Here is a 20,636-nt window from a genome sequence, read left to right on the forward strand (position 1 = left end):
CGGAAGTCGCGGCCATTAAAGATATCGGTAACTACTTTGACCGTGCTGAATACATCAAGTGGAAATCCTTCCGTGACAGCGACGATGCCCGTTATATCGGCCTGACATTACCGCGGGTGTTGGGGCGTCTGCCGTATGGCCCGGATACCGTGCCGGTGCGAACATTTAATTATGTTGAGCAGGTGAAAGGGCCGGATCACCATAACTATTTGTGGACCAATGCCGCGTTTGCGTTTGCCGCCAACATGATGAAAAGCTTTGTCAACAATGGCTGGTGTGTGCAGATCCGCGGGCCAAAGGCCGGTGGTGCGGTGACTGATTTGCCGATCCACCTCTACGATCTGGGGACCGGCAGTCAGGTTAAAATTCCCTCGGAAGTGATGATCCCGGAAACCCGCGAGTTTGAATTCGCTAATCTGGGCTTTATTCCGCTCTCTTACTACAAAAACCGCGATTACGCCTGTTTCTTCTCGGCTAACTCAACGCAGAAACCGGCGGTGTACGACACCGGTGAAGCCACGGCCAACAGCCGTATCAATGCCCGTCTGCCGTATATCTTCCTGCTGTCCCGCATTGCCCATTACCTGAAGCTTATCCAGCGGGAGAACATCGGCACCACCAAAGATCGGCGTCTGCTTGAAATCGAACTGAACCGCTGGATCAACACGCTGGTGACGGAGATGACCGATCCGTCTGACGATTTGCAGGCCTCTCATCCGCTACGTGAAGCGCGGGTGATGGTTGAAGATATTGATGACAATCCGGGGTTCTTCCGGGTCAGGTTGTATGCGGTGCCGCATTTCCAGGTCGAGGGACTGGACGTCAATCTGTCTCTGGTTTCTCAGATGCCGAAAGCCAAAGGGTAAACAACATGAAAATTTCACGCCCGCTCTGGATTGAGGACGCCTTTTTGACCCCTCAACAATTTCAGCAACAAGCGAACTGGGAAGCGCTGACCAACAATTGCATTGCACACCTGGGATTGATCCATCCCTGGGGGGTGCTGGATATGCAGTTTGATCAGGATGCCCTGCGCTTCAATCGGCTCAAAATTCAGCATCTCAGGCTCCGTTTACCGGATGGAACGTTGATTGACACGGATCATGCTGACAACCTGCCTGCGGCCTGTGATTTGCAGCACCTTGTGTCGGCGGATTTGCGTACGGTTGAGGTATTACTGGCATTACCGCTGGAACATGCCAACGGCGGGAACTGCCGTCAGCGTGGTGAAGAAGTCGCGCCGGGTCAGCCGCCGCTGCGTTATCAACAGGAGTGGGTTGAGGTACAGGATAGGTACGGCAGTCTCTGTGAGTCCATTGCGGTTGAGCGCTACGCCTTTTCCCTGCGTTTTGAGCAGGATGAAAATGGGGCTTATCTGACCTGTCCGCTGGCGCGTCTGGTACGTGACGGGCAAGCAGGCTGGACGATAGATAACGACTTTATTCCGCCGTTGCTCTCTTTTGCTGCGCATCCGCCCCTGTTGGAACAGCTCGATCTCTTGCTGACTCAGCTACGGGCTAAGCGCGCCCGTTTAATGGGGATGCGCCGTGAGAGTAATCAACGGATGGCCGATTTCGCCGTGGCGGATGTGTCGCTATTCTGGTTGTTAAATGCGCTTAACAGCTATGAGCCCGTGCTGAATGATTTTAACGCGGCCCCGGCGTTGCATCCGGAGATCATCTACCGTGAGTTGGTCAAGCTGGCGGGCGCGTTGCTGACCTTCTCGTTGGATCATGATCTCGACGCGATCCCCCGTTATCAACACCGTCAGTTGAGTGCGGTTTTCCCGCCGCTGATACGGCTTATCAGCACCTTGCTTGAAGCCAGCTTGCCATCCCGGGTCGTTGCCATTGAACTGGAGGTGGTGCGCGAGAATCAGTGGAAAGCCGCGTTTCATGATAGACGCCTGTGCGAAGAGGCCGATTTCTATCTCTCCGTGCGATCGTCGATACCGGCACACCAGTTGCAAACCCAGTTTCCGCAATTATGTAAAGTGGGGGCCCCTGATGATATTGACCGGCTGATTAACCGCTCACTGAGTGGGGTGCCTTTACGTCCGCTGAGCCATGTGCCGGCGGCCGTCCCGCTGCGGTTGGAAAACCAGTATTTTGCTTTCGATCTGAATAATCCGCTGGCTAAAGCCATGCTGGCGGCGGGGAGCTGTGCTTTCTATGTCCCGGGCACCTTGTCGGGTGTGCAGTTAGAACTGTTTGCGGTATTACGCTCATGAACAAAGTGATGTTAATTGACCCCCTGATACTCGATATCGGGATAGTAGTGATTGCGCTGAAAAACGGGGAGAAGTCAGTGCAGGGTGAGGCGTTATATCAAAAAGGGATGGCATTGATAAAAACGGCACAGCAGCAATTAAGAGACGGTGAGGTGAGCGAAGATGACGTCACCCAGGTGATCTATGCCTTATGTGCCTTGCTGGATGAAACCGTCCTGAGCCGTCCTGATCGGGATGATGGGCATGAAACCTGGTCGAAGACGCTGTTGCAGACGCGATTTTTTAATACCCACCATGCCGGGGAGCGGCTGTTTGAACGTATCCGTCAGGGGCTGAATCAATCACCCCCCTCTCCGCTGGTCCTGACTTGTTTCCAGCGCGTATTGGCACTGGGTTTTCAGGGCGGTGATAGCGTACAGATTGCCCAAGAGCGCGAGTCCTTACTGGCGGCATTGACTGAGCGTGTGGGGGGCATGGTGGTGCAGCCGCATCAGGCGATCCGAACCCATGCGCGCCGTCGTCAGGGGCGATTCTGGCGTTCACGCTCCCTGGGGTTTTGGGGGTGTCAGGCGGTGCTCGTGGTAGCTTTGATGTGGTGGGGTCTGCATCTCTATCTCCAGCAATGCTTGTCTGTTGGGCCAGGCTAAGGAGAACACATTGAGTGGCGAATTAAGAAGAGCGCTATGGCTTTTGGCTGGCGTTTTGGCGGCGGTGCTGTGCCGGTTTTTCTTCCCGCTGAGCAAGGTATCGGTTGCCGTGTGGCTGGGGGTGATCCTGATGGTCGTGATGATTGCCTGGTGGCAGACTGGACGCGCTGTGCGTGAAATTTCCCGTCAGGACACGGTTTGTCGTTTACTGGCGGCCCTGCCTGCGCCCTCATGGCGTCAGCCTGTGGTGCTGACTTGCGGGGAGAATGTGGCCAGCCTGTTTGCCGGAGAACCGCTGCGCGTCACGTCACAGGGCTGTTTTATCTGTGTACAGCGGCAAAGTGAGATGAGGGCGCTGGCGGAAGCGATTATGGCGGCCAGACCGGACTGGTCCCCTCAGATCAGTGTGTTATTCACTCTCTTCCCTGAACAGCAACGGGATCCGGCGGTCATGACGGCCCAGATCCGGGCATTTCGTTATCAGGTGGCGAGTGTGGCCCAACTCACCGCTTGTCATACACCGGCGTTAATTGCCGGCTATCTTGATGGGGATATCAGCCCGTGGTTCGCATTGCAGGCAGGCCACCCGATGATGACGGTATGGGGTGAAAAACGTTCCGCCATCGGAATGAATACCTGGTTGACCGAAGGGGAGGCACAGCAACGCGCGGCCCGTTTGCAGCAGGCGGTTGCGGTTGCGGCCTGGCAACGCTGGATGGGGGAAAATGTGCTGAGCGAGTGCCAGTCACCGGAGCAGGTCAGCCCGCCGTGTTATCCCCTCGCGATGGCATTGATGTTTTTGCCCCAAACCCCGCAGGTAAACAACCTGTGGACGAAATGGCTGCTCGCCCGTACGACCTTACCCCGTATCAGCCACAGTACTGCGGGTGCGGTGAGTGTCTCGCCTTTTCCCGATGCCCTGCTGCGCTTGCTGCCACGTTATGGGGGTTATACACCGCGCCGACGGGCGGTGGCTTGGGGGATAGGCTTGCTGACCGGGTTTGTTTGTCTGGTATTGACCGCCAGCGCCTGGAATAACTATCGCCTGTGGCGCCAAATACGCAGTGACTTACAACAGTATCACGCGATTGGCCTGAAAGAGGCGGGTGCCTGGCGGCAGGCTTACCATCAACTCAAGCTGAACGCGGCATTGCTGGAAAAATACCGTCGTGATGGCGAACCGGTGCGTTTGGGGTTGGGGCTTTACGTGGGCGATCAGCTTTATGCGCCGCTGATGGCGGCTATCAACCGCGCAGTGTTACCGGTATCACCGCCTGTTTTGCCGCAGAGAGATAAAACACCGCCGCCGACATTGAGCCTTAACAGTCTGTCACTGTTTGATGTGGGCCAGTCTCGCCTTAAGGCCGGATCGACTCAAGTATTAATCAACGCGCTGATCGACATCCGCGCTAAACCGGGCTGGCTGATGATGATCACCGGCCATACCGACTCTACCGGCGATGCCGCGAAAAATCAGGCGCTGTCACTGGCGCGGGCAGACGCGGTGCGCGACTGGATCTTACACACCAGCGAGATACCGCCCGCGTGTGTCGTCGTACAAGGCGAGGGCGCAACGCAGCCGATCGCCACCAATTCAACACCTGCGGGGCGAGCAGCCAACCGCAGAGTTGAAATCCGTCTGGTACCGGGCGCCGTCGCCTGCCAGTGACGGCAACCCGTGCCAGATTTTTTATCCACAACAACGTCGCCGGTGCAGGCGACATTACACACGCAACAACAGGAGTCCTATTATGGCGATCCCCGCGTATTTATGGTTGAAAGATGACGGCGGTGCTGACATCAAAGGGTCTGTCGATGTGCAGAACCGGGAAGGCAGCATCGAAATCGTGGCGCTGGAACATGCATTGCATATTCCGACGGACAACAACACCGGCAAGCTGACCGGAACCCGCGTGCACGCGCCGCTCGTGTTCACTAAAGAAGTCGATGCATCCACCCCGTATTTGTATAAAGCGGTCACCTCCGGCCAGACCCTGAAATCGGCGGAAATCAAGTGGTACCAAATTGATGACGCCGGTCAGGAGAAAGAATACTTCACCACTAAACTGGACAACGTGAAGGTGGTGAAAGTGGCGCCGCTGATGCATGACATCAAAGATCCGGCCAAAGAGAAGCACAACCATCTGGAACGTGTGGAGTTCCGCTACGAGAAAATCACCTGGACGTACAAAGACGGCAACATCATTCACTCTGATGCGTGGAATGAGCGCAATCAGGCGTAATGCCCTGACGGCGGCTATGCCGACGGGATAGCCGCCATTTAACCTGACAGGCGCGGCGTTATTGCGGCGCCTGTTCAAGACAAAATCCGGTGGGAGACCCCACCAGACAACTTTTTACCCGGGAACGGGCACAGTTTGAGCAAGAAATCACGGAGGCGTCTCAGCCGTGCGGTAGCTATGGCGAAACGTGATCCCCTGCTTGAAGGTGGCCTGACCTCATGATATGACCGGAACTTGATATGGATACAGTCTCTACTGCATTATTGCGTCGCTTAAATCCCTATTGCGCCCGGGCGTTGGACGCGGCGGCGGCGCTCTGCCAGACACGGGCACAGGCTGAGATCACGGTGGAACACTGGCTGCTCAAACTGTTTGAAAGTGGTGAAGGCGATATGGTCGTGATTGCCCGGCGTTATGAATGGGCGATGGACGCGCTGTGGCAGTCGCTGCTCACGACGATTGATCGGCTGCCTCACCGCCTTCATCCGCGTCATTCGCGCCCACGGTTGTCGAAAGCCCTGTGCCATTGGTTACAGGCGGCCTGGCTGATTGCGTCGGGGGAAGAAGACCCGGTATCTATTCGCTCGGTGCACCTGTTGCAGGCGCTGCGCAATCAGCCGGCGTGGTGGCGTGCTCAGGATACCTGGCCGTTACTCAGCCTGAGTGAGACCCAGCTGCAATGCCTGCGCCCGTTGCTGGATCAACAATCAGAGGAACGTCCGGAAAGACAGGTCACAGCTTGTCTGACCGAGAGCGGCGCCGAATTTGCCGAAGCGGAAATGGGCACCGATGAGTCAGCCCGACAGACCGCCTCCTTACCCCCGGTATTACAGGGCGCTCTGGACCAATTCACACAGGATATCACGGCCCGGGCGGCAGAAGGCCATATCGATCCGGTGTTTGGCCGTGACAGTGAAATCCGCCAGATGATCGACATTCTGTCTCGCCGGCGAAAAAACAACCCGATCCTGGTCGGTGAACCGGGGGTGGGAAAAACGGCCCTGGTGGAAGGGCTGGCCCTGCGTATTGCCGAAGGCCATGTCCCCGCCTGCCTGAAAACCGTCAGCGTGCGGGCGCTGGATCTGGGATTGTTGCAGGCGGGAGCCGGGGTAAAAGGCGAATTTGAACAGCGGCTGAAAAACGTGATGGCGGCGGTACAACAGTCACCGACCCCGATTTTACTGTTTATTGATGAAGCCCATACACTGATTGGTACCGGTAATCAGGCGGGCGGCGCGGATGCCGCTAACCTGTTAAAACCGGCGCTGGCGCGGGGAACATTACGCACCCTTGCCGCCACCACCTGGTCGGAATACAAACAGTATTTTGAACGGGATGCGGCACTGGAACGGCGTTTTCAGATGATCAAAGTGGACGAACCGGACGATGAAACCGCCTGCCTGATGCTGCGGGGCCTGAAAGCGCATTATGCCCGTCATCACGGTGTCCATATTCAGGACGCGGCGGTTAAAGCGGCGGTCACCTTATCCCGCCGTTACCTGACCGGGCGCCAGCTGCCGGATAAAGCGGTGGATCTGCTCGATACCGCCAGTGCGCGGGTGCGGATGAGTTTGGATACCGTACCGGAAGCGTTGACGCTGCTCCGGGCTCAATTGACCGCACTGGAGGTGGAGCAACAGGCGATAGCGGAAGATAGGGCGCTGGGGCAACCTGCCTGTTCTGATCGTCTGGCCCAGATTGCGGTGCAACGCGGTGAACTGTGCCGGCAACAACAACAACGGGAGGAGCAGTACCAACAGGAAAAACAGCTTACGCAACAGTTACTGGCTATTCGGCAGGACATCAGCCGGCAGGGGGAGTTAGCCGCATTACAACAGCGGCTGGCAGCCTGTCAACAGGGGCAACCGTTGCTATCACCGGATGTGGATGTGCGCACCGTAGCGACGGTAGTCGCTGACTGGACCGGCATCCCCTTAAGCAGTTTGCTGAAAGACGAACAAACCGGCCTGTTGCATCTGGAATCGCATTTAGCGGAACGGGTTATCGGTCAGGCTCCCGCGTTGCGGGCCATCGCCCAACGTCTCCGGGCGGCGAAAACCGGTCTGACACCGGAACAGGGGCCGTTGGGGGTGTTTCTGCTGGTTGGGCCGAGCGGGGTCGGGAAAACCGAAACTGCGCTGGCTTTAGCGGATAGCCTGTTTGGGGGTGAGCGTTCACTGATCACCATTAACCTGTCGGAATACCAGGAGGCACACACGGTTTCCCAGTTGAAAGGTTCTCCCCCGGGGTATGTGGGTTACGGGCAGGGGGGTATCCTGACGGAAGCGGTACGCCAGCGTCCTTACAGTGTTGTGTTGTTGGATGAAGTGGAAAAAGCCCACCGTGACGTGCTGAACCTGTTCTATCAGGTGTTTGATCGCGGTTTTATGCGGGACGGAGAAGGGCGCGAGATTGATTTTCGTCACACGGTGATATTAATGACCGCCAATCTGGGCAGTGATCCGCTGATGGCGCTATTGGCTCAACAGCCCGATGCCCCGCCCGCGCTGTTACATGAGTTGTTACATCCTATTCTGCGCGACCACTTCCAGCCGGCCCTGCTGGCGCGTTTCCAGACCGTCATTTACCGCCCGTTATCGGCGGAGGCACTCAGGCGCATTGTGGACATCAAACTGGGGCAGGTCACCCGGCGTCTGCATACCCATTATGGCCTGACCTGCACGGTGGAAAGTGGCCTTTGTGACACGCTGGTGAATGCCTGCCTGCTACCAGACAGCGGCGCCCGCAATATTGACAGCCTGCTCAGTCAGCAAATTTTACCGGTGTTATCGCAGGCGTTGCTGGAACGTCTGGCACACCATTATAAACCTGTCGGGGTGACGTTAGGTTGCGATCAGGAAGAGGGGATCACCCTCTCTTTCACCGAGCAAACTGCGGTATCTGATATCTGAGGAAAACGATTGATGGACAGAAAAATGCTTCGCGCCCGTCAGCGTCAGGCGGGTAAAGCAGCGCTGCCGGGCCATGCCCGTTACCGGCTTGAAGTGCGGCACTGCAATGCCGAGCTGGCGGTGTTCAGCTTCACCGGGGAAGAGCGCCTGTGCGCCCCTTATTGCTACACCATTGATTTTACCAGCCCGAACAGGGATATCGATCCGGCGGTGATATTGAACAAATCGGCCACGTTTATCTTGCAGGCACCGGAAAACCCGGAGCAGGTGCGTAACGTACATGGCGTCATCACCCGGTTTAACCGGCTTGCCACCTCGGCGGATGAAACCCACTATCAGGTCTGTCTGGAGCCGCGTCTGGCGTTGTTGCACCATACCCGACGCTGTGCGATTTACCAGAACCAGTCGGTCCCGGAGATTGTGGAAAAGATCCTGCGTGAACGACACGAATTTCGCGGGCAGGATTTTCTGTTCACGCTGGTGCGGGAATATCCCCGGCGGGAACTGGTGGTGCAGTGGCAGGAGAGCGATCTGGACTTTATCCAGCGCATACTGGCGGAAGTGGGGATCGGGTATCGCTTTGGGGTGGACAGCCGTCTGGGGATTGACGTGGTGCGGTTTGGGGATAACCAGCGCAATTATCAGTACGACGTCAGCCTGCCGCTGCGTGACCCGGCGGGCATGAACCACAACGACCGTGATTCGGTGTGGGATTTGCATGTTGAACATCAGGTCGTCACGCAAAGGGTGAAGGTGCGGGACTACAACTATCGGGAAGCGGGCAATGATCTGCAATATCAGGTCGGCCGGGATCGGGATACTACCGTGGTCGGTGAAATTTACCGTTATGGCGATAATTTTCTGGCGCGGGGAGAACCGATCCAGCCACAGCCGGAAACGGCAGGATTTTATGCCCGTTTGCATCACGAGCGCGATCTGTACCGGCAGCACCTGATCCGGGGTCAAAGCTCTTCCCCGATGCTAGTGCCCGGTTTAGTGCTGGAGCTTGAAGGGGAGAGACCGGCAGGGGTGGAAAAAGCAGGGGTACTGATTGTCTCCATGCGAAGCAGTGCCCGGCGCGACAGCAACTATCTGGTCAGTTTCAGTGGTATCCCTTACAGCGAAATCCTGAGCTACCGGCCGGCACTGCGGGAACGACCGGTGATATCCGGGACCGTGCCGGCGCGGGTGACCAGCGACTGGCCGAACGACACCTACAGCCATATCGACAAAATGGGGCGTTACCGCATCAAGTTTGATTTTGATTTGGATGAATGGCCGCTGGGAGGCGAAAGCCTGTGGGTGCGTTTGGCTCGGCCCTATGCGGGTAACACTTATGGTTTCCACTGGCCGCTGCTCCAGGGAACCGAAGTGGCGATCGCGTTTGAACAGGGCAACCCGGACCGGCCCTATATCGCCCATGCATTGCATGACTCGCGTCACGAAGATCATGTGACCCTCGACAACGCCAGACGTAATGTCCTGCGTACCCCGGCGAATAACAAACTGCGGATGGACGACGAACGCGGCAAAGAACATATCAAGCTGAGCACCGAATATGGCGGTAAGAGTCAGCTGAATCTGGGCCATCTGGTGGATGGACAGCGACCGCATCCTAATCAGCGCGGTGAAGGGTTTGAACTGCGCACCGACGACTGGGGGGCGATCCGGGCCGGGAAGGGGCTGTTTATCAGTGCCGATCAACAGACCAAAGCGTCGGGTCAGCAACGGGATATGCAAGGGGCGTTGTCTGAGCTGGAGGCCGCCATTCAGACCGCGGCGGGGTTGCGTCATGCCGCTGAGGCGGCGAAAGCGGAACTGGCGGATATCGAAACCCAGACTGCATTGATGAATGACACCCTCAAAGATCTGCAACAACGCGCTCTGTTACTTTCCGCGCCGTCAGGCATTGCGCAGGTGACCCCGGGCAGTTTGCAGCTTTCTGCGGGTGAAAACCTGATCACCACCGTGGGTCGGGATGCGGATATGAGCATCACCAGGAAATTCCGGCTGGCGGTGGGGAATGGTTTGAGTTTGTTCACCCGAACGTTGGGTATAAAGCTGCTGGCAGCTTCTGGCAGGGTAGAAATTCAGGCCCAGACTGACGCAGTGGAGGTGCTGGCTCAACAGGCGCTGACGCTGGCAAGTCAACAGGATTGCGTGACCGTCTCTGCGAAAACAGAACTGCGTCTGGAGTGCGGGGGGGGCTTATATCTCGCTGAAAGACGGCCATATTTCCTTTGCCGGCCCGAAGAATGCCCGGTTCCAGTGTGACATTTTACAGAAAACCGGTCCTGTCAGTCAGGATTCAGCCCTGACTTTACCTGAGCGTTGCGTATCAGCATCTGCGCGAATGGCGGGTGAGCAAAATGGCATGACCAAATAAGGAGTAAACAATGACAGAAGCCACTATTCAACTGCCTGTGGATTATGATTTTTCCCCCGAGGCTGAGGCCAGACAGCAAACCAGTCTGTTGGCTGATTTACGTACTGCGTTTACTCAGCATGACGGCCACGGTTTTTTACTGGTTGACCCGGCTGTATTTCTGGATACCCGTCAGGAAGACGGGTTTCCTGCGGCGATCCTGAATCATCAGCCGGCGGTGATACCGACGCAGATAAAGCATCACCGTTTCGAATCCCGCTATTCTCCCTGGCTGGTGCCACTGGATCTCAATCGGTCTGAGGATGCCGAACTGCTGGTGCTGAGCGTCACGCAGGCGTTGCAGGAAACGGACCCGGCAGAGTTGATTGCCGGGCGCGGGCGGATGGTATGTGGCTGGTTGTTTAGTGCCAGCCCGGTGTCCGCTATTGCGCGCCATATCAATATGATGGCGGTGCAGTCCGTGTCATTTCAACAGCAAATCATGCTGCGTTTTTATGATCCGGCGGTCAATAATGCCTTTTGGCCGGTGCTGGATAGCTGGCAACGCTCACGTTTGTTGGGGCCATTGACCGACTGGTATCTGGTTGATGGCGACGGTCAGTTACTGCACCGGGACAATGCCCGGTCGGCGAAGGAACTGTACACCTTTTCACTGTCATTGACAGCGGAACAGGTGGCAGAAATGGCCTGGTCAGGGCCGATGAATCGGGCATTGCGTCGATATCGTCAGGCATACCGTAATCAGTTACGGCGGACGGAGCTGGGATCCTTGCATATTATGCTGGCCTTGTTGCGCCGGGTGACAGCACGCTATGCCTTTAACGCGGTGCAAGACCTGGAAGCCTGTGCATTGCACGGCTTGCTCTATCACCCGGAGATAGATTTACATCCCCGAATACAGTCGCTGTTGTCCGATGAAGGGGGCGATAGCGCTGGCGGTTATGTTACGCGGACGGCCAGACTGACAGCAGAAGCGTGGTCAGCTCTGGCTCGTGACTGCCGTCATCTCAATCCCGCCATTATTCCTTTAGAGAACCCGGAGATATTGTGATGAGTCAACCCTTATGTCAGACGTGTGGATCCACCGGACCGGCGCTGCTGCCGGTGCGCTATACCGTGGTGCCCGATAATGTTTCTGAAACCTTGCCGGCGTGGGCCGAAACACCGGCGCCTTCTGCGCCGGGCTACCATTATGCGCTGCGTGCCTTACGGCAGGGTTTTTTGTATGTCTATTACGCCAATGCCGGGCCATTTGAATCGGAGAGTTGGGATGCCTGGAGCGTCAGCGAGGATGGCGCGTTGTGGCAAAATCTGAGTGCGCCTTTTGGTGTCTTGCCCCAGAAAACGGCGGATTGTCATGTTACGACCCATCAGAGCGCCAATGTGGAATTTATTGTGCTAAGAGATACCGCCTTGTATCAGGAGACCTGGCTGGTTTTCACGCCCTCAGCGTGGAGCCGGGAGACCATCGAGTATTATCACAACAACCGTGAAGCACGGGAAAAGCGGATGCAGTGCGTGAAACCGTGGCAGTGGCGCGGTGTGCCGGAAGGGAGCGGGATTGCTCAGGCGACGGTAGAGAACCTGAATGGAGTCATCGATTACTGTCTGGGCGACAATGACTCCGGTAAATATGTTCTGCCTTGCAACCGAAAAGTGTCTCGTATCAGCCGGACATTAGAAGAGGCGCCCTACTATGAAATTTATCACGGTGCGTTGAGACCGAAGAGCACCTTGTATCCGTGGAGTAGCAAGCGGGCGGGGTGTGCGGATATCACGGTCAGGGCGATGCAAAAGCGGGGGCTGGCAGATGATGGCACCCCGGTCTCGCCAGTGTTAATCGCGTTGCATGATCCGATCGGGATAGCGCATGAGTTAGCGGGCTGGAGTGATGATATCGTCGGGGCGCATAAAACCTTTCTGGATGAATTGTCGATTGAGTTTATGACTGACAGTTCATTGAATGGGGTGGAGAATCAGTTGCGTCAAATACACACCACACATTTCAAAAAGTCGGATAAAACAGAGGATATCACTTGGGCGGATTCGGAGGGTTTGTCAGTTCAGGAGTGGGACAAACTCAGAGAGGATACAATCCGTCACGCCATCGAATCGGATAAGCAAGCGTTTGCTCACGATTGGAAAAAATATACCGCAGAGCTGGATCTGGCTAAACGACAGGCATTTAACCAATGTTATGCCGATCTTTGCACCGAAGTGGCGAAAAAGCTGGAGCCACTGGCCCAGTTCAGAGTGAACTGGTTAAAACAGAGCCGATTTATCACCTGTTGTCAGGATTTCCATTCCACCCGACTGGAGGACAACCTCAATTATCGCGAGGCGGTGGATTATGCTATCGCTTCGCTGAATGTAACCGAAACCGGCTGTGCCTTTTTAGATGATCAAATCGATCAATATTCCGCGCTGTCACCGGAAAATATTGTCTGGCGCTCGTTATTACTGAATAACCCGGACGTGATGAAAGAGATGGCCGGGTTTTTGCAGCAGATGAAGCTGAATAAGGGGAATGAAAAACCGGCGGACATCTCAGCGTTTATGAAAACGGTGCCGACGCTGAGTGGAAAACTGGTTGAAGCCTACGATAAAGCGAATGCAGTGCTGGAAAAGCCGCCAAGATCCGACAGCACCTTTGCCCGGGCGATGTTGCACAGCGACCGGCGACTGGTCACGCTGGGCGACCGGTTCTTTAATTTTACCCGCTTGGGAAAAGTGCTGAATAGCACCAATGAAATGCTGAGTAAGGGGCTATTCTCGGTGATTTCAGGGGTGCCGTTTGATCAGGCGGTTGATTTGTCGGTATCGCAGCTTCAAGACGGTGATCTATTTAGGCGGCAGGTATTAGCGCAGCTTAAGGAATCAGGAGTAAAAGCTCGTTTTGATGCGAAGAATAGTTATAACGATAGGTTTAAAGAATTTGCTGAAAGTGCTGAAGGCGAGCCGGTATTAAAAAAATCCCGGATTAAGTTATTAGTCTTATTTTTTAACGGGCTGGAGTATGCCAATCAGCTAAAAGAGGGTAAAGAGGATACCAAGAGCCATGCTCAGGTGACTGCCGCATTTTTAAGTACACTGAGTACGGCGATGGAGATTGTGGAGCCGATGGTGAAGCACGGAATAAAAAATATGGCCGCTACTGACACCATTAAATTTATCGGGTCGAGTGCAGGCACGCTCGCTTCTGCACTGAATCTGGGGGTAGATATCAGTGATTTTGTATCTGAATGGCATGGCAAACGGCGTTGGCAGTACTTTGGATTAATCGTCTGCAAAATTGGGGCTGATGTTGGCGCAATGCTAAAAGCATCCGGCGGGTTGCTAGAAGTATTGATAGAAAGAAAACTGATGGATAGGGGGATTTTAGAAACTACATTAAAAATGTTGGGATCTTTGGCAGCCGGTAGGGTGGTTGGCTTTCTGGCTAGCTGGCAAGTCATGCTTGGGGTACTTATTCTTGAGTGGCTGGTTTCATTATATGTCGATAATGATTTACAAAAATGGTGCCGTAATTGTGTTTTTGGGTTAGAACCGGTGAGAGGTTTGGAAGCCACGCAATTGATTTACCCTGAATCACAGAAAGATAAGTTATATGAAGAACAAAGTAAAAACTTTGCCGGTGCAATTAAGGTGCTCTCATGAATACTTATCAGATGTTAAAAGGTGCTATTGACTTTGAAGAAGTAAAAGATCAAAGAAAAGACATTGATATATTGGTAAAGGTTAAGCGGGAAAGAATTCAACGTTGGCCTGAGGATAGAGAAGAGGTAGAAAAAGCCATTGCGGAACTTCAAGCTAAAATCCCTGAACTGGATGCGATATTAGCAAAAGAGCCGCCGCCGCCGGAATTGCCCCCGCGTAAACCCTTAATTAAAGTGAGTGGTGTGTTGGAAGAGTGGGAAATACTCTGTGTCAAAGGCTATTTTTCTGATCGTGAATATGACCCCGAAGAATTTGCCCGCCGGGAGGAGAATAGGCAATTTGGTGCATTATTGCTGGCGATGTTGGGAAATACCTCTCAGGCTGCGGTGAATTTACGGACTGAAGTGCGATTAAGTGAAATATGTCATTTTGTGCAGGGGAAAATCAATGGCATCCCTTTTCATGGTTGGATAGGGTTGACGACAGTCAAAACCGGTGATTATGTTGAATTAGCGGTGACCGATCAGGGAGAATATTATGTCGTTTATGCATTAACAAACCCTGAACGCAGAACGATTTCTATCACGCCGTGTTGTAATAAAGGGAGACGGTCAAAAGCTTGGGATGAAGTCTTTTATACTTTCTGCGTATTTTTTATGATCGTAGCTATTTGTCTTGGTGCTATCTTTTTTTCAGGAGGGGGCAATTTTTGGGATGGACCAGATCTTTTAACTTTATGTATTATGGCTGTGGCAACCGTATTTTCTTTCTATGCATATTTTATCAGCATCAAAAAACCGTGGCCGTCAGTTAAACTGGCTCAGGATATTTTCTCAGTGTTGGATTTCCCGAATCCGCAGGATCTTAGTCTGAGTAAATTAACTAGGAAAAAGATTAAGGAGATAAGAGCTAATCCATCGCCTGAAAACAGTGAAGAAGTATTACCGGATAAGCTTTGTATCCTGAGCCATTACTACTATTACTGATTCAGGTAATAGGATGGAGCTAAAGATTTATGGGATAGTCCTCAGAATTATCTACGCTGAGTTGTAGAGATATTAAAAGATTACGTGTCTTTGGAAAATTCAGTAACGAATTATCCAATGTGAATTTTTGTCTTTTTTTATTTGGTTTGTTTGTAATTTTGTGTAAATCAAGGCGTTTTTGTGAAACAGATCTATAAAATGGTTCGGATAGATCTTGCTATTAATCTATTGACATATTTGCTCTTATTCGCTGCCATAGAATGGCTTGATGTCAGTTATCCTGGACTCTCTTATCAAGTGAGGAGTTTTCTTGATAAGATATTAATATTTATGCTGATTTTTATCTTTCTGGAGGTGGTTAATCTGTTGGTTATTCTCAAAATACCAAAGTATGCAAAAATCAGCTCTTTTTAATGCTTAATACGCCCTGTTTCTTTCCTTTTGGTGTGGTTTATTTTATTGGGTGTTTGTTGTCGATTCAAAAAGTTGCTCTGTCCTCATTCTCTGAATATCAGGGTAATAATAGGGTTTCAGATTCCACGGTTTATTTTGTCCGGGAGAGGTATCGAGACCGAGCGTGTATTTGGGTTGAGTAAAACCCTCTTTTTGCCTTATGAATATATTAGACGAATTGAGGAACGCGAAAATAGTTTGCTGATTACCGTGAATTTAAATCAGAAAATCGACATCGTATGCTCAAAGAAATTTATTGATAGAGATGATGTTAATAAAGTTATTCAAACGCTTTTGCCGGCGGGGTCGAAAAATGAGGGCGATAATATTATTACGCTGAAAATGTGAAAAATTTATTCTTAATGATATAGGGTTCATGATGTTTGAAGGTGTTATTCGACTGGGCGATAAGCTCAGTAGCGGCGGTGAAGTGATCTCCGCTTCCTCTTCTATCGAAATTGAAGGGAAAAGAGTCGCATTATTAAATGATTTGGTCAGTTGTCCGCTGGAAGGGCATGGTATTAACCGGATTGTTAAAGCTAATTCTCAATGTATTTCCGATGGTAAACCGGTCGCATTTGATAAAGCGCTTTGCCAATGCGGTTGTTATGTTATTTCCAGTACGACCAAAGCCGGAATAGGGGAGTAATAATAATGGCTTGGGATATTCCGCCATCTTATTCCGTACACCGGCCAGAACCGCCAATCTGGTCGCTTTGGTGGCGTTTGTTCAGTCTGGCTTGTTTCGCTGTCCTAGTTGCGGCCGGTAGTGTCTGGTATCGGTTTAAAGATCCCGCCAGCTTGCTTTATGCATTGGTCGCTTTAGCCGGAATAACCGCACTGTTCGGCGTGATTGCCGGTTGGCGACTGTTTCGTTACGGCGTCGAATGGGAGCAGGCTGAAGTGCTGACACAAGAGAACACCTGGCAGGAGGCGCGCTGGCAAGCGTGGGCTTCGCAGGCAATACAGGTTGTGGATTATGGCGCGTTTTTTCCGCCGGAAGTGCCATCACCGGCGGATAAGGCTGTATTGGTCAATGGCGATAGTGCACTGGTATTGCCCCCTTTTTCCAGTTACCTCAACTTGTTTGAAAATTTACTGGGAGAGATGCGGAGTAGTTTGATGGCGTATGTGGCTAATCATAAGGTGAATGTCTATTTTTCATTAGACAGTTCCGAAGCTGTCGTATGGGAACAATTTTGTCAGGTTTGGAAAAAACTGGGGCTGCCTTTGTCTCAGTTACAAGGCCCAATAGGGCTTAAATCCGATTATGCCAGCCAGATAAACGACTGGCTGACAGATGAAATCAAGGGGTTGATGCTAGTCATTGCATGGTGTTGGGAAGAGGATAAAACGCCGGAGGCCGTCAGTGAGGGCGCGGTGGTTTGGCTACTGGCACCTCCTTCTTCTCCATTGTCGGCGAAATGCTGTCTGCATCGGCCTATGGTTACTGTCGCAGCGGAGGCTGAGCAGAGTGTGGCCCAGTTTCTGCGTTATCAACGTCCTGCCATCACTGCCGGGACACTGTGGTACAACGATGCCGACTCACCGGAGAAAGACAGGGTGTTAATTCGGTTGAATCAGATATTGCAAGCCTTGCCATCATCCGTACAGCAGAGCGCACCGGCAACGCCTGATCAGCAGTTCGTCCCCCATTGGCTTGGGAAATCAGGGCCATATGCGGATTGGTTTGCATTAACGCTCGCCATGAAAATGGCCGAGTATCAGCAGGCACCACAGCTTTTTCTGCTAGCGCACCATGCCACGTTACAACTGGGGACCCTCTCCCCGCTGAACCATGTCACTTCATCAGGGGATTTCCATGTTTAAGGCTTTTATGACCCGTAATTTGGGCGTCGGTATGGTCACCAGTTTGATCGCCCTGGTATTGGGCGGATTGTTATCTTTCTGGGGCGATCGCGTCGGGTTGTCCACTCAGGCCGTCAAAATAATCGTTTGGATTGTCAGTATGGTGGGTGTGGTATGGCTGCTGAATCTTTTTCGTGATTACAAACAGCGTCTGCCTGTACAGGAAATCGCGGTTAACCCGCCCGTAGAGCAAGCTGTACTTTCAGAAGCGCCATTTTATTTTCAACGGTTGCAATATCAGCTTCGTCGGCGTTATGGCCCCCTCTGGCGTCGGCGGGTCTGTATTTTGTTGGTGATGGGGCAACGCGAACAGGTGGAGGCGATAGCCCCCGGCCTGACTCATCAACACTGGTTGGAGGGCGAAAGCAACCTGCTACTGTGGGGCGGCAGTTTGCAAACGCCGCCGGATAAAGCCCAGTTACAGGCGTTGCGCCAGTTGCGTCGCCGTCGCCCGCTGGATGGCGTGGTGTGGGCGATGACCGAAGACCAGCTCAGCCAGCAGGCTCAGATAGATACCGCCGTGCGCATGTTAGAGAAACAGGGCCAACAGCTGGGCTGGCAGGCGCCGGTGTATGTGTGGAATGTGCGTCACAGCAACTGGGACCAGCGCGACCGGCCAACGCAGACGGTGGGCTGTTTTCTGTCAGAAGGGGAGACGCCTGAGAGGCTGGCGCAGAGTCTGGATAGCCTGATACCAACGCTGGCGAGCCGGGGCATGGAACAGGCGATAGCGGAAGTTCGTCACGATTTTCTGTTGCGACTGGCGCAGTCATTGCGGGATGGCGGGGTGACGCGTCTGGTCGGGCAGTTGACGTTGTTGTTAGACCGGCCGCCGTTGGGGCTGGCGGGGGTGACGTTCAGTTTACCGCTGCCGCTACCGTCAGGGATGGTGGAGCATGGCTGGCTGATGGATGTCAGCTGGAATGGCGTGCTGGAACATGTGCGGGATATCCGGGGACAGGCGGTGGGTTTTCCGTGGGTGAAAAGCGCCCAGTGGGGGGTGATAGCGCTGGCAGCGTTGTGGGGCGTGGGCAGTGTGACCTCGTTTGGGGTTAACCGTCATCAGATAGCGGTCAGTCGTGAACGAATCAGTGCGGCCAGTGACTATCAGGGGACCTTATCGGCCCGTCTGTTAAGTCAGCATGACTTGCAATTGCAGATTGACCGGTTGCAGCACCAGTCAGCGCACGAGACGCCGTGGTACAGCGGTTTTGGGCTGAATCAGAATACGGCCTTGTTGAAAGCGATGTGGCCGGTGTATCAGCGCAACAATGCCGAACTGATACGTGATGACGCTGCCCGGTTGCTCCATCAGCACCTGACCGAACTGGTCAATCTGCCGCCCGGCAGTGCACAGCGTCATCAGCGTATCACATCGGCGTACAACCAGTTGAAAGCGTATCTGATGATGGCTCAGCCGGAAAAAGCCCAGGCGGCCTTTATGAGCCGGGTGTTGATGGAAAACTGGCCGCAGCGGGCCGGGGTGACGGATGGCCTGTGGCAAAACAGCGGCGAGGCATTACTGACTTTTTATGCGGAGAATTTGCCGCGCCACCCGGAGTGGAAAATCAGCGTGGATAACGGGCTGGTCAGTGAAGTGCGTCAGATATTGCTCAATCAGCTTGGGCAGCGTCAGGCAGAAACGAGGCTGTACCAGAAAATATTGCAACAGGTGGCCCACAGTTATGGAGATTTAAGGCTGGCGCAGATGACCGGGGCTACTGATGCGAGTCGATTATTTACCACCCGTCAGGTGGTGCCGGGGATGTTTACCCGTCAGGCGTGGGAGGGGCAGGTACAAAAAGCGATAGCGCAGGGGGTGGCTTCCCGGCAGGAAGAGATTGACTGGGTGCTCAGTGACGGTCGTCAGCCGGTATTGAAGGCGGTTTCACCGGTGGAGTTGAAAGCCCGATTGACGGAACGTTATTTCACTGATTTCGCCGGGGCATGGCTGCACTTCCTCAATAGTCTGCGCTGGAATAAAGTGCATAACCTGTCCGATACCATTGACCAGTTAACCCTGATGGCGGATGTGCGTCAGTCGCCGTTGATTGCCCTGATGGACACGCTGGCTTATCAGGGAGAAGCCGGACAACAGGGCGCGGCGTTAGCGGATCCGCTGGTGAAATCGGCGCAAAACCTGTTCCAGAAAAATAAGCTGCCAATGATTGACCAGACTGGTGAGCCACCGGGGCCACTGGAAAGCACATTTGGTCCGTTGCTGGCGCTGATGGGCAAAAGCCCGGCGGAAAACGGGCTGACGTCGGACCCGTCACTCAGTCTGCAAACCTTCCTGACGCGAGTCACTCGTATTCGTCTGGCGCTGCAACAACTGGCGAATACCGATGACCCTCCGGCGGTGATGGAAGCACTGGCACAGAGTGTGTTTCAGGGGAAAAGTATGGAGCTGACCGATACGCGGACCTATGGCAGTTTGATAGCCGCCAGTCTGGGGGCGGAATGGAACGGGTTTGGTCAGACGGTGTTTGTACAACCGTTAACCCAGGCATGGCAGACGGTGTTACAGCCGTCAGCGGCCAGTCTCAATGCGCAGTGGCAGTCGTCGGTGGTCTCAGACTGGCAGGCCGCCTTTGATGGGCGTTACCCGTTTGTCGAGGAACCAAATGAAGCCTCGTTGCCGATGCTGGGGCAGTTTATTCGGGCGGATACCGGACGGATAGAACAGTTTCTGTGCAGTCAGTTAGGGGGCGTGCTGCATAAAGAGGGTAAACACTGGGTGGTGGATGAAGTGAACAGTCAGGGTCTGCATATTAACCCGGCATTTTTGACGGCGATAAATCAGCTCAGTCAGTTATCGGATGTATTATTTGTGAATGGGGGGCAGGGGATACGGTTTGAACTGCGGGCGAAACCGGTGCGGGATGTGGCGGAAACGGACCTGACGATAGACGGGCAAAGGTTGCGTTACTTTAACCAGATGGAGAGCTGGCAGCGTTTGCGCTGGCCGGGGGACAGTGATAACCCCGGCGTGGTGCTGACGTGGACGAGTGTGAACACCGGGGCGAGAGTGTTTGGTGATTATCCGGGGACGTGGGGGTTAATGCGGTGGTTAGCGCAGGCGAAGGTGACTGCGCTGGACGGCAGTCGTTACCGGCTGACATTGACTGCGCCGGACGGATTGCCGCTGACCTGGGTATTACGTACCGAAGTCGGGAAAGGTCCGCTGGCGTTGCTGGCCTTGAAAGGATTCCGGCTGCCGACCCAGATATTCAGCGTGAAAGAGGAATAAACT

13 protein-coding genes are annotated in these 20,636 nt (G+C 53.8%); all 13 read left to right on the forward strand.

Annotation, left to right across the window (positions count from 1 at the left end; genetic code table 11):
- The coding region (gene tssC, locus KZ793_RS06040; RefSeq protein ID WP_225814360.1) for a type VI secretion system contractile sheath large subunit at positions 1–866 on the forward strand (866 nt) is incomplete at its 5' end.
- 5 nt (positions 867–871) lie between these two features.
- Positions 872–2,230 (forward strand): type VI secretion system baseplate subunit TssK, encoded by a 1,359-nt coding sequence (tssK, locus tag KZ793_RS06045; protein ID WP_225814362.1) that lies wholly within the window; start codon positions 872–874, stop codon positions 2,228–2,230.
- Positions 2,227–2,877: a type VI secretion system protein TssL, short form gene (gene tssL / locus KZ793_RS06050; protein WP_225814363.1), complete on the forward strand. Its 651-nt coding sequence runs from the start codon at positions 2,227–2,229 to the stop codon at positions 2,875–2,877. Before tssK ends, tssL begins: the two co-directional genes overlap by 4 nt.
- A 10-nt stretch (positions 2,878–2,887) precedes the next feature.
- Positions 2,888–4,546 carry an OmpA family protein gene (locus KZ793_RS06055; RefSeq protein ID WP_225814368.1) on the forward strand — a complete coding sequence of 553 codons (1,659 nt, stop codon included), beginning with the start codon at positions 2,888–2,890 and terminating at the stop codon, positions 4,544–4,546.
- 82 nt (positions 4,547–4,628) lie between these two features.
- Positions 4,629–5,120: an Hcp family type VI secretion system effector gene (locus KZ793_RS06060; RefSeq protein WP_036847109.1), complete on the forward strand. Its 492-nt coding sequence runs from the start codon at positions 4,629–4,631 to the stop codon at positions 5,118–5,120.
- 239 nt (positions 5,121–5,359) lie between these two features.
- Entirely contained in the window at positions 5,360–8,032 is a 2,673-nt protein-coding gene (tssH, locus tag KZ793_RS06065) for a type VI secretion system ATPase TssH (RefSeq protein WP_225814370.1), read from the forward strand.
- Between the two features lie 12 nt (positions 8,033–8,044).
- Positions 8,045–10,306 carry a type VI secretion system Vgr family protein gene (locus KZ793_RS06070; protein ID WP_225814384.1) on the forward strand — a complete coding sequence of 754 codons (2,262 nt, stop codon included), beginning with the start codon at positions 8,045–8,047 and terminating at the stop codon, positions 10,304–10,306.
- A gap of 122 nt (positions 10,307–10,428) precedes the next feature.
- Positions 10,429–11,469 (forward strand): DUF4123 domain-containing protein, encoded by a 1,041-nt coding sequence (locus tag KZ793_RS06075; protein WP_225814385.1) that lies wholly within the window; start codon positions 10,429–10,431, stop codon positions 11,467–11,469.
- Positions 11,469–14,075, forward strand: a complete 2,607-nt coding sequence (locus KZ793_RS06080) for a T6SS effector BTH_I2691 family protein (RefSeq protein WP_225814386.1) — start codon at positions 11,469–11,471, stop codon at positions 14,073–14,075. Before KZ793_RS06075 ends, KZ793_RS06080 begins: the two co-directional genes overlap by 1 nt.
- Positions 14,072–15,061: a putative type VI secretion system effector gene (locus tag KZ793_RS06085; RefSeq protein ID WP_225814387.1), complete on the forward strand. Its 990-nt coding sequence runs from the start codon at positions 14,072–14,074 to the stop codon at positions 15,059–15,061. Before KZ793_RS06080 ends, KZ793_RS06085 begins: the two co-directional genes overlap by 4 nt.
- An 829-nt stretch (positions 15,062–15,890) precedes the next feature.
- Positions 15,891–16,163, forward strand: coding sequence for a PAAR domain-containing protein (locus tag KZ793_RS06090; protein ID WP_225814388.1), 273 nt, complete (start codon positions 15,891–15,893; stop codon positions 16,161–16,163).
- A gap of 5 nt (positions 16,164–16,168) precedes the next feature.
- Complete coding sequence (locus tag KZ793_RS06095) at positions 16,169–17,344, forward strand: hypothetical protein (protein ID WP_225814389.1); 1,176 nt, start codon at positions 16,169–16,171, stop codon at positions 17,342–17,344.
- On the forward strand, positions 17,337–20,633 hold the full coding sequence (locus KZ793_RS06100) for an ImcF-related family protein (RefSeq protein WP_225814390.1): 3,297 nt from the start codon (positions 17,337–17,339) through the stop codon (positions 20,631–20,633). Before KZ793_RS06095 ends, KZ793_RS06100 begins: the two co-directional genes overlap by 8 nt.
- Positions 20,634–20,636: the final 3 nt, after the last annotated feature.

Source organism: Photorhabdus antumapuensis, from assembly GCF_020387775.1.
Taxonomy (GTDB): Bacteria; Pseudomonadota; Gammaproteobacteria; order Enterobacterales; family Enterobacteriaceae; genus Photorhabdus; species Photorhabdus antumapuensis.